This is a genomic window from Albidovulum sp. (assembly GCF_008933605.1).
Lineage (GTDB): Bacteria > Pseudomonadota > Alphaproteobacteria > Rhodobacterales > Rhodobacteraceae > Albidovulum.
The window spans coordinates 1-8,937 of the sequence record NZ_WBUS01000129.1; the positions used below are offsets into that span (position 1 = coordinate 1).

The window sequence follows — 8,937 nt, forward strand, 5'->3', positions numbered from 1 at the left end:
GAGAAGGGCGGGGCGTCATGGGGCATGGTCGGCCTCCTGCGGTTCGGACCGGGAGCGGCGGCGGCTTCGTCCTTGAAGGACGGCACCGGCATGTTGTAAGCCGCATAGAAGGCTTGGGGCGGCAAGACAAGAGGGCGGTATGGGCAGGCTCGGTTCCGGAGTTCGGCGCGGCGCGGTCGCGTTGCTCGTGGTCTTGCTGGCGGCCTGCACGGCGCTTTACCAGAACCATGGCTACGTCCCGAGGGACGCCGACCTCGAACAGGTCGTCGTCGGCGAATCGACCCGCGAGGATGTCGCCAAGGCGGTGGGCCGGCCGTCGTCGACCGGGCTTCTCACCGGCGGGGCCTGGTACTACGTCGGCTCGCGCTTCCGCCACTTCGGGCCGCGCGAGCCGGAAGAGATCGACCGGCAGGTCGTCGCGATCAGCTTCGACGAGGGCGGCACGGTCGAGAACGTGGAGCGCTTCGGGCTCGAGAAGGGCCAGGTCGTCGTGCTGTCGCGGCGTGTCACCGACAGCAACATCGAGGGGCTGAGCTTCCTGCGCCAGCTTCTCGGCAACATCGGCAACATCAGCGCCGGCCAGCTGCTGAACAACGAATAGGGGCGGCGTCACCCCGCCTTCGGACGCTGCGTCAGCGCCACGCCGTTGATGCAGTAGCGCAGCCCCGTCGGTTTCGGCCCGTCCGGAAACACATGGCCGAGATGCGCGTCGCAGGCGGCGCAATGGACCTCGGTCCGCTTCATGAACCAGCTCCGGTCCTCGGTCTCGCCGACTGCCTCGGCCGCGATCGGCCGGTAGAAGCTGGGCCAGCCGGTGCCGGAGTCGAACTTGGTGTCGCCGTCGAAGAGCGGCGCGCCGCAGCAGACGCAGTGGAACGTCGCCGGCCCCTTCGGGAAGTCGTCGTGGGTGAAGGCGCGCTCGGTCGCGTGCTTGCGCGTCACCTTGTAGGCAAGGTCCGAGAGCTGCGCGCGCCACTCGGCATCGCTCTTGACGATCTTTTCGGCCATTCCGCCCTCCGATTCCGTTGCCGTCCCGTAACCCATCCGGGGTAAGGTCATCATGAATGTAGGCGCGGCCGCGGGGCGCGCCAAGCCGGAGATGCCGAGAGGATGCCGATGCGCGGGAGGGGACGTTACCGGGCAAGGTTCGCCGAAAGCGCGACCGACCTCGACCGGGCGCAGGCGCTGCGCTGGCGGGCATTCCGCGCGGTGTGCGGGCAGGGGGCCGAGGACGGCCGCGACGTGGACGCCTTCGACGCGCTCTGCCGGCACGTGCTGGTGGAGGCGGCCGGCGACGGGCGGCTGGTGGCGGCCTTCCGGCTCCTGCCGCTGGCGGACGGGCGCGAGATCGGGCGGAGCTATGCGGCGCAATACTACGAGCTTGCGGGCCTGCGCCGCTATCCCGGCAAGATGGTCGAGATGGGGCGCTTCTGCCTCGACCCGGAGTGCCACGATCCCGACGTCCTGCGCGTCGCCTGGGCCGCGATGACCCGCTTCGTGGACGCGGAGGGGGTCGGAATGCTCTTCGGCTGTTCGTCCTTTCTCGGGACCGATGCGGAGACCTATCTCGACGCCTTCGCGATGCTGCGCGAGCGGCACCTCGCGCCGAAGCGCTGGCGACCGGTGGTCAAGGCGCCGAAGGTGTTCCGTTTCGGGCTGAGGCTCCGCCGCCGGCAGAGCGATCCGCGCCGGGCGATGCAGCTCATGCCGCCGCTTCTCAGGACCTACCTGATGATGGGCGGCTGGGTCAGCGACCACGCGGTGGTGGACGACGACCTCGGCACGCTCCACGTCTTCACCGGGGTGGAGATCGCCGGCATCCCGCCCGCGCGGGCCCGCGCCCTGCGCCTGCTCGCGGGATGAGCCTTCGCCGGACGGCGCCGACGGGGGACATGCGGCCCTCGGCTCGACCCGGTGCCGGGGCCCCGGGGGCGATCCCGGCCCCTCACTCCACCGGCGCCACGCGCTTCAGATAGGCCGCGATGGCGGCGCGGTCGCTTTCGGGCAGGTGGGCGGTGTTTTCCACCACGAGCGCCATATGCCCGCCCGCACTGTCGAACTCGGGCGTGAAGCCCGAGGTCAGGTACTCGACGATGTCGCGCTCGGACCAGGTGAGCTTGGCCGGCGTGATGTTCGGGAAATTGCCCTTGCCGCCCGGGACCGGGCCGCCCGCGAGCCAGCGCGCCCTCTCCATCCCGCCGAAGGGTCCGCGCGGCGTGTGGCATTCGCCGCAATGGCCGAGTGCCTCGGCGAGGTAGCGACCGCGCGCCTCCGCCGGCGTCAGCTCGCCGGAGACCACCCAGGCGGGATCGAGATAGAGGGCTTTCCAGGCTCCGAGGCTGCGCCGGATGCTGAAGGGGAAGCCGACCTCGTGGGGGGCGCTCGGCGTCGCGTCGGCGGGAAGCGTGGCGAGATAGGCCCGCAGGTCGACGATATCCTGCAGCGCGGCCATCGTGTAGCTCGCATAGGGAAAGACCGGGTAGTAGTGCTCTCCCCGCGGAGAGACGCCGCGCAGCATCGCGTTGGCGAGGTCGAGGGCGCTCCAGCCGCCGATTCCGGCGGCGGGGTCGTTCGAGATGTTAGGGGCGACGAAGGTGCCGAAGGGCGAAGGGAAACGTTGCCCGCCGGCGAGCACCAGCTTCGCCTCGCCCCTGGCCTCGGCAGCGGCATGGCAGGCCGCGCAGCCCCCCGCCCAGAAGACCTGTTCGCCCTTCGCGAGGTCCGGCGTCAGCCCGTCGAGCGCATCGGCCGGCAGGGGCGCCGGGCGCGTGACGAACCAGAAGAGGCCGAGCGCGACGACCGCGAGAACGAGGAGGGCGGCGAGGAACCGGCGCATCGTCTGGAACTCCCTTGGTGCGATGCGGGCGCCACCGCCGAACGGTCGCGCCCTTCGTCAACTTGCTTGGACTGATACACGCGTTGTCGCCGCGGCTCGGGGCGGACTTCGGTGACCGGGGCCGTAGATCGCTCGCCGGACCTGACCGGATGGCGGATTCTCTCCGGTGTCCTGCGCGCTGCCGGCCACCCGGCTGTCAGTTCTGCGGCAGGCGGAATGCCTTGTGGCACCCGGAGCAGGCTGCGCCGACGGTACCCATCGCCGTCTTCAGGCTCTCGAGGTCCTTGCCGGCCGCGGCCTGCATCGCCACCGCCGCTTCGGACATCGCCGTGGCCTTCGCGCCAATGTCCGAGCCCTCCGCCCAGATCGCCGCCAGCGCCTCGCTGCTGGGATCGGCGTCGTGGTCCGAGCCCTTCGGCCAGAGCATCGAGGCATCGATTGTCACGGCCGCGAGCAGGTTGTCGGCCGCCTTCTGGGCGGCTTCGGCGTTGTACTCGACCTCCCCCTTGGCCATGCCGCCGAGCACGCCGAGCTGGAGCGCGCGATAGGCCATGATGCCCTGGCGTGCGTCGATCTGCATGGCGAACGGGCCCCTTTCCTGCGCCGTCGCCGCCCCTGCGCAGAGCACGGCTGCAACAGTCATACCCGCGAATAGTGTCTTCATGACGCAACTCCCTGTTGAGGACATGAAAAGACTATCTGTGACAAAACGCGTGCCTACTCGCAATTTTTGCAGGGGTATGGTGAATTTCCGCACACAATCCCGATCCGCGGCCCGCAACAGGGACTTTGGGCCCGCAGAGTCGTGGAATTGATCGGACCAAAGTCCGGGGGCGGGCCTGCGGCTGACGAAAACGTGATCGGTGGAAGGGAAGCGGATGACACGGGAAAACTGGGACGACCTGCGGTTCGTGCTCGCCGTGGCCGAGGAAGGCTCGGTCAGCGCCGCTGCGCGGCGGCTCGGGGTGAATCACGCGACGGTCCTGAGGAGGGTCGCGGCCTACGAGGAAGCCGCAGGCCTGGTGGTCTTCGACCGGACGGCGCGGGGCTACTCGGTGCCCCCACCCATGGGCCGGCTGATCGACGCCGCGCGCGAGGTGGACCGCGCGGTACAGGCCGTGGGGCGCGCGCTGCGAGGCACGCTGGCGCCGCTCTCGGGCGAGGTGCGCGTGACCTCGACGGATTCGCTCTGCCAAAGCGTGCTCGCCCCGATCGTCGCGCGTCTGCGTGTCGAGTCGCCCCACCTCAACGTCGAGCTGCTCTGTTCGAACGCCCATCTCGATCTTGCCCGGACCCATGCCGACATCACCGTCCGTCCGGCGCACGCGCTGCCCGACGACCTCGTGGGCGAGTCGGCGGCGGTTCTCGGCTTCGGCCTTTTCCGCAAGCGCGGCACGGCGACGACCGACTGGCTTGGCCTCTCCGGGCCCGCCGGCCGCTCGCGCATCGGGCGGTGGATCGAGGAAAACGTCGATCCGGCGCGGATCGTTGCCCGCGCCGACAGCTTCCTCGTCCTGCGGGAACTGGCGGCGGCGGGTCTCGGCCTGGCCGGGATGCCGGATTTCATCGGGGCCGAACATCCCGGGCTGGAGCGGGTGACGGGGGTGCTGCCGGACCTTGCGGTGGACATCTGGGTTGCAAGCCACTCGGACCTCGCCGAGATCCCGCGCATCGCCGCCGCGCGCTCGCTGCTGACGCAGGCTGTCGCCGAGCAGGCGGCGCGCCTCCGGGGCGAGACGGAGGCGGCCTGAACGCCTTCCGTCAGCGAATGGCGAACCACCCGGGCAGGAGCCCCGCCCATTCCAGTGCCGCGAGCCCAAGGCAGGCGCCGATCACCACGAGGCCGAGGACCACGCGCCGCGCCGAGGGCGGATTGCGCGCCCATCGTGCCATGCGAAGGAATATCCGCGGATTCATCCCGCACGCCCCGCGATCCTTCGCCGGAAACCTGCCAAGCCCGCCCCGCGGAGTGGCTGCATGAGGGCCGCGTCAGCCGACGGACCCGTCCTCGGTGAACCGGACCTTGCCGATGTATGGCAGGTTGCGGTTCCTCTGCGCGAAGTCGATGCCGTAACCCACCACGAATTCGTCCGGGATCTCGAAGCCCGTCCAGGTCGCCTTGATCGGCACCTCGCGCCGGGAGGGCTTGTCGAGCAGCGCGCAGACCTCCAGCCGCTTCGGTTCGCGGCTGCGGAGCAGGTTGACCACGTGATGGAGCGTGAACCCGGTATCGACGATGTCTTCCACGACGAGCACGTCGCGGCCCGCGATCTCGCCGCGCAGGTCCTTCAGGATGCGCACCTCGCGCGAACTTTCCATCGCGTTGCCGTAGGAGGAAGCCTCGAGGAAATCGACCTCGACCGGCAGGTCGATCTCGCGCACGAGGTCGGCGATGAAGACGAAGGACCCGCGAAGGAGCCCGACGACGATGAGCTTGTCGGTACCGCGGAAGGCGCGCGTGATCTCCTTGGCCAGGGCCTCGACCCGCGCCGCGATGGCCTTGGCCGAAATCATCTCGTCGATGGCATAGGGTCGTTGCGGCACCATGTCCCCCCTCGGGCCCTTGGGCGGGCCCTTGATTTCACGCTTCCATTTAGCGACATGGGGCGCCACTGTCACCCGGGGGAAAGCCATGCCCAGGCATTCGGAAACACGGACGCTGCCTTGGTCGGCGCGACAGATGTACGACCTTGTGGCCGACGTGCCGCGCTACCCCGAGTTCCTGCCCTGGACGGCCGCCGCGCGGGTGCGCTCGCGCACGCCGCAGCCGGACGGCAGCGAGGTGGTGGAGGCCGACCTCGTGATCTCCTTCAAGGTCTTCCGCGAAAGGTTCGGCAGCCGGGTCCTGCTCGACCCCGGGGCTATGACCATAGACACCACGTATCTCGACGGCCCGTTCCGCCACATGCACTCCCGCTGGGCGTTCCGGGACGCTGGCGAGGACCGCTGCGAGGTGGACTTCTTCGTGGATTTCGAGTTCCGCAACGCGATCCTGCAGAAGGTGATCGGCGTCGTCTTCGACGAGGCGATGCGCCGCGTGGTGAAGGCGTTCGAGGCGCGGGCGGAGGCGCTCTACGGCCGGCGATCCTAGCCGCGCGTGGCCGCGAGCAGGAGGTCGAGCGCGTGATCGACCGTCGCCTGGCGGACCCTTGCGCGGCCGATGGCGCCGAAGTCCACCGTCTCGGTCCGGGTGCGCCGCCCGGTGGCGGCGAGCGCGAAGCAGACGCGCCCTTCCGGCTTGTGATCGGACCCGCCCGGGCCGGCGATGCCCGTGACGGCGACGGCGAGCGAGGCATGCGCCCGGTCGAGCGCGCCTTCGGCCATGGCGCGGGCGACCGGCTCGCTCACCGCGCCGTGGGTCTCGATCAGCCAAGGATCGACGCCCAGCATCGCCGTCTTGGCGGCATTGGAATAGGTGACGAAGCCGCGGTCGAAGATGTCGGAGGAACCCGCCACATCGGTGATCGCGGCGCCGATCATGCCGCCAGTGCAGCTTTCGGCCGTGGCGATCCGGTCGCCCGTCGCGCGCGCGGCGGCGAGAAGCTCCTCCGCCTTCGTCATCGCCCCATGACCCCGTGCCAGAGCCCGGCCGCGGCGACGGTGGCAAGCCCGGCGAAGAGCCCGGCCCAGAGGTCGTCCGTCATCGTCGCCCCGGCCGTCCCCTTGCGGTCGGCCCAGCCGACGGGCCCGGGTTTCCAGATGTCGAAGAGGCGGAAGAAGAGGAAGGGGGCGACCCAGCCCGGCCAGGCCGAGAGCGCCCAGTACTCCATGCCGCGGACCCAGAAGGCGGCGGCGGGGAATAGCAGCGCGATCCACTGGCCCGCGACCTCGTCGATGACGATCTCGGACGGGTCCTTGTCGGCGGCGCCCGCGACGGTCCGCGCCACCGCCCAGTAGCCGAGCGGGATCACCGCGAGCGTGGCCAGCGCGAGCGCCGGGAAGCCGAGGAGATGGTCGATCGCCACGCCGAGGGCGAGGGCCGCCGCCGAGCCCCAGGTGCCGGGGGCAGGCTTCAGTTGGCCGACGCCGAAGAGCGTGGCGATGGCGCGCGCCAGGGTCACGGCCGCACCAGCGTGACGGTGGCGAGGGCCGCGATGCCTTCCTCGCGCCCGGTGAAGCCGAGCCGTTCCGAAGTCGTCGCCTTGACGCTGATCCGGTCCGTGCCCGCGCCCGTGATCCGGGCAAGTTCGCGTGCCATGTCAAGTGCATGGGGGCCGATCTTCGGGCGCTCGCAGACGATGGTCACGTCGGCGTTCGAAAGCGCGTAGCCCTTCTGCCGCGCAAGCCAGGCCGCGTGGGCGAGGAAGATCGCGCTCGCCGCCCCCTTCCACTGCGGGTCGGACGGGGGGAAATGCCGGCCGATGTCGCCCTCGGCCAGCGCGCCGTAGATCGCGTCGGTCAGCGCGTGCATCGCGACATCGGCATCGGAATGGCCAAGGAGCGCGCGGTCGTGCGGCAGGCGCACGCCGCAGAGCGTGACGTGATCGCCCGCGGTGAAGGCATGGACGTCGAAGCCGTTGCCGGTGCGGATATCCATGGCGTTGCCCAGCATCCTTTCGGCGCGGGCGAAGTCCCCGGGCCAGGTGATCTTGATGTTCTCCTCCTCGCCCTCGACGATGGCGACGTCAAGCCCGGCGGCGCGGGCGACCTCGACGTCGTCGGCGGCGGGGCCGGGATGGTTGCGGTAGGCGGCAAGGATCGCGTCGAGGTGAAATCCCTGCGGCGTCTGCGCGCGCCAGAGCCCGGCGCGCCCGGCGACGCCGGTGACGCGCCCCTCCGCGCCGGTCCAGAGGGCATCGGTGACGGCAAGGGCGGGTGCGGCGGCCTTGGCATGGTCGAGCGCGCCCGCGACGCGGGCGATGACGGCAGGCGAGACGAACGGGCGGGCGCCGTCATGGATCAGGACGCGGGCGACGCCGCCGCCGGCGAGCGAGGCGAGCGCGTTGCGCACCGACTCGGTGCGGCTTTCGCCGCCGGCGACGAGGGTGACGCGGCCGCCGAACTCCGCCACGCCGCGCAGCATGTCCTCGGGGTGCAGTACGACGACGATGCGGGGAAAGCCGGCGAAGGTGGCGACCGTCCGGGCGAGCACGCTCCGCCCCGCGATGTGCCGCCATTGCTTCGGCTCGCCGCCCCCGGCGCGGCTGCCCCGGCCCGCGGCGACGATGACGATGGCGGTATCGGCGGTATCGGTCACGGCGGCCCTCCCTTTGCTCCCGTCTAGTCCGGGTCGCGCGCATGGGCAATGCCGCCTTGTCCGGCGCGGGGCGGGCGCGGATGCCCAAAATTCGGGCAATCGCCGTATCGCCAGGGGAGGCGCTGCCGTTTTCGTTGCGCAATCTGCCGGCGCCGACTATCTCGGTGGCAATTGCACAAGGATTAGGCATTTGGCCCTGACCATCGGCGACATCGCAGTCGATCCGCCCGTTCTCCTCGCGCCTCTTGCGGGCATCACCGACCTGCCGTTCCGGCGCCGGGTGGCCGCATTCGGCGCCGGCCTCGTCGTCTCCGAGATGGTCGCCTCGGGGGAACTCATCACGCAAAGGCCTTCGGTCCGGGCCAAGGCGCGCAGCGACCTTGGCCTCGCCGACGGTACGCCGACCTCCGTCCAGCTTGCCGGACGCGAGGCGAGGGCCATGGCGGAGGCTGCGCGGATCGTCGCCGACATGGGCGCGCGGGTCATCGACATCAACATGGGCTGCCCGGCGAAGAAGGTCACCGGCGGTCTCTCCGGCTCGGCTCTGATGCGGAACCTTGACCATGCGCTCGGCCTCGTCGACGCGGTCGTGGGTGCCGTCGAGGTGCCGGTGACGCTGAAGTGCCGACTCGGCTGGGACGCAGGGTGCCTGAACGCGCCCGACCTCGCGCGGCAGGCCGAGGCCGCAGGCGTGCGGATGGTCACCGTCCACGGCCGCACCCGCCAGCAGTTCTACACCGGAGCGGCGGACTGGCCGGCGATCCGCGCCGTGGCCGAGGCGGTCACGGTGCCGGTCGTGGCGAACGGCGACATCCGCGACCTTGCCGGCGCGCGCGCGGCGCTTGCGGCCTCGGGCGCAACGGCGGTCATGATCGGTCGCGGCGCCCGCGGCGCGCCCTGGCGG

The 8,937-nt window shown here is 70.8% G+C and carries 13 protein-coding genes; 5 read left to right on the forward strand and 8 right to left on the reverse strand.

The window, feature by feature from the left end:
• The first annotated feature begins 139 nt into the window (after positions 1-139).
• Positions 140-601 carry an outer membrane protein assembly factor BamE gene (locus tag F9K34_RS14545; RefSeq protein ID WP_291337733.1) on the forward strand — a complete coding sequence of 154 codons (462 nt, stop codon included), beginning with the start codon at positions 140-142 and terminating at the stop codon, positions 599-601.
• A gap of 8 nt (positions 602-609) precedes the next feature.
• On the opposite strand, the gene msrB is transcribed toward F9K34_RS14545, so the two are convergent.
• A complete protein-coding gene (msrB, locus tag F9K34_RS14550; protein WP_291337734.1) occupies positions 610-1,008 on the reverse strand; it encodes a peptide-methionine (R)-S-oxide reductase MsrB in 399 nt (132 codons plus the stop codon).
• Between the two features lie 102 nt (positions 1,009-1,110).
• Here msrB and F9K34_RS14555 point away from each other — a divergent pair, with 102 nt between their 5' ends.
• Entirely contained in the window at positions 1,111-1,863 is a 753-nt protein-coding gene (locus tag F9K34_RS14555; protein WP_291337736.1) for a GNAT family N-acetyltransferase, read from the forward strand.
• A gap of 82 nt (positions 1,864-1,945) precedes the next feature.
• On the opposite strand, the gene F9K34_RS14560 is transcribed toward F9K34_RS14555, so the two are convergent.
• Both F9K34_RS14560 and F9K34_RS14565 read right to left on the reverse strand, forming a co-directional pair.
• Positions 1,946-2,836, reverse strand: coding sequence for a c-type cytochrome (locus F9K34_RS14560; protein WP_291337738.1), 891 nt, complete (start codon positions 2,834-2,836; stop codon positions 1,946-1,948).
• 196 nt (positions 2,837-3,032) lie between these two features.
• Positions 3,033-3,500, reverse strand: a complete 468-nt coding sequence (locus F9K34_RS14565; protein ID WP_291337739.1) for a c-type cytochrome — start codon at positions 3,498-3,500, stop codon at positions 3,033-3,035.
• Positions 3,501-3,714: 214 nt separating this feature from the next.
• On the opposite strand from F9K34_RS14565, the gene F9K34_RS14570 reads away from it, so the two are divergent.
• Complete coding sequence (locus tag F9K34_RS14570) at positions 3,715-4,587, forward strand: LysR family transcriptional regulator (protein ID WP_291337741.1); 873 nt, start codon at positions 3,715-3,717, stop codon at positions 4,585-4,587.
• A gap of 10 nt (positions 4,588-4,597) precedes the next feature.
• Here the strand turns inward: F9K34_RS14570 and F9K34_RS14575 are convergent, their stop codons facing one another.
• Positions 4,598-4,729, reverse strand: a complete 132-nt coding sequence (locus F9K34_RS14575) for a hypothetical protein (protein WP_291337743.1) — start codon at positions 4,727-4,729, stop codon at positions 4,598-4,600.
• Positions 4,730-4,825: 96 nt separating this feature from the next.
• The gene (hpt, locus tag F9K34_RS14580) at positions 4,826-5,380 is read right to left on the reverse strand and encodes a hypoxanthine phosphoribosyltransferase (protein ID WP_291337755.1); all 555 of its coding nucleotides are present in this window, start codon (positions 5,378-5,380) and stop codon (positions 4,826-4,828) included.
• 88 nt (positions 5,381-5,468) lie between these two features.
• On the opposite strand from hpt, the gene F9K34_RS14585 reads away from it, so the two are divergent.
• Complete coding sequence (locus F9K34_RS14585) at positions 5,469-5,927, forward strand: type II toxin-antitoxin system RatA family toxin (RefSeq protein WP_291337745.1); 459 nt, start codon at positions 5,469-5,471, stop codon at positions 5,925-5,927.
• Here the strand turns inward: F9K34_RS14585 and F9K34_RS14590 are convergent.
• Genes F9K34_RS14590 through F9K34_RS14600 form a run of 3 tightly spaced genes read right to left on the reverse strand, consistent with a single transcriptional unit; the run spans position 5,924 to position 8,033 of the window.
• Complete coding sequence (locus tag F9K34_RS14590) at positions 5,924-6,397, reverse strand: CinA family protein (protein ID WP_291337746.1); 474 nt, start codon at positions 6,395-6,397, stop codon at positions 5,924-5,926. The genes F9K34_RS14585 and F9K34_RS14590 overlap by 4 nt on opposite strands.
• Positions 6,394-6,897 carry a phosphatidylglycerophosphatase A family protein gene (locus F9K34_RS14595; protein ID WP_291337748.1) on the reverse strand — a complete coding sequence of 168 codons (504 nt, stop codon included), beginning with the start codon at positions 6,895-6,897 and terminating at the stop codon, positions 6,394-6,396. The genes F9K34_RS14590 and F9K34_RS14595 overlap by 4 nt, the downstream gene beginning before the upstream one ends.
• A complete protein-coding gene (locus F9K34_RS14600) occupies positions 6,894-8,033 on the reverse strand; it encodes a bifunctional 2-C-methyl-D-erythritol 4-phosphate cytidylyltransferase/2-C-methyl-D-erythritol 2,4-cyclodiphosphate synthase (RefSeq protein WP_291337750.1) in 1,140 nt (379 codons plus the stop codon). The genes F9K34_RS14595 and F9K34_RS14600 overlap by 4 nt, the downstream gene beginning before the upstream one ends.
• Before the next feature lie 190 nt (positions 8,034-8,223).
• On the opposite strand from F9K34_RS14600, the gene F9K34_RS14605 reads away from it, so the two are divergent.
• Positions 8,224-8,937, forward strand: a 714-nt coding sequence (locus tag F9K34_RS14605) for a tRNA dihydrouridine synthase (RefSeq protein WP_291337753.1), incomplete at its 3' end; no start/stop codon positions are given.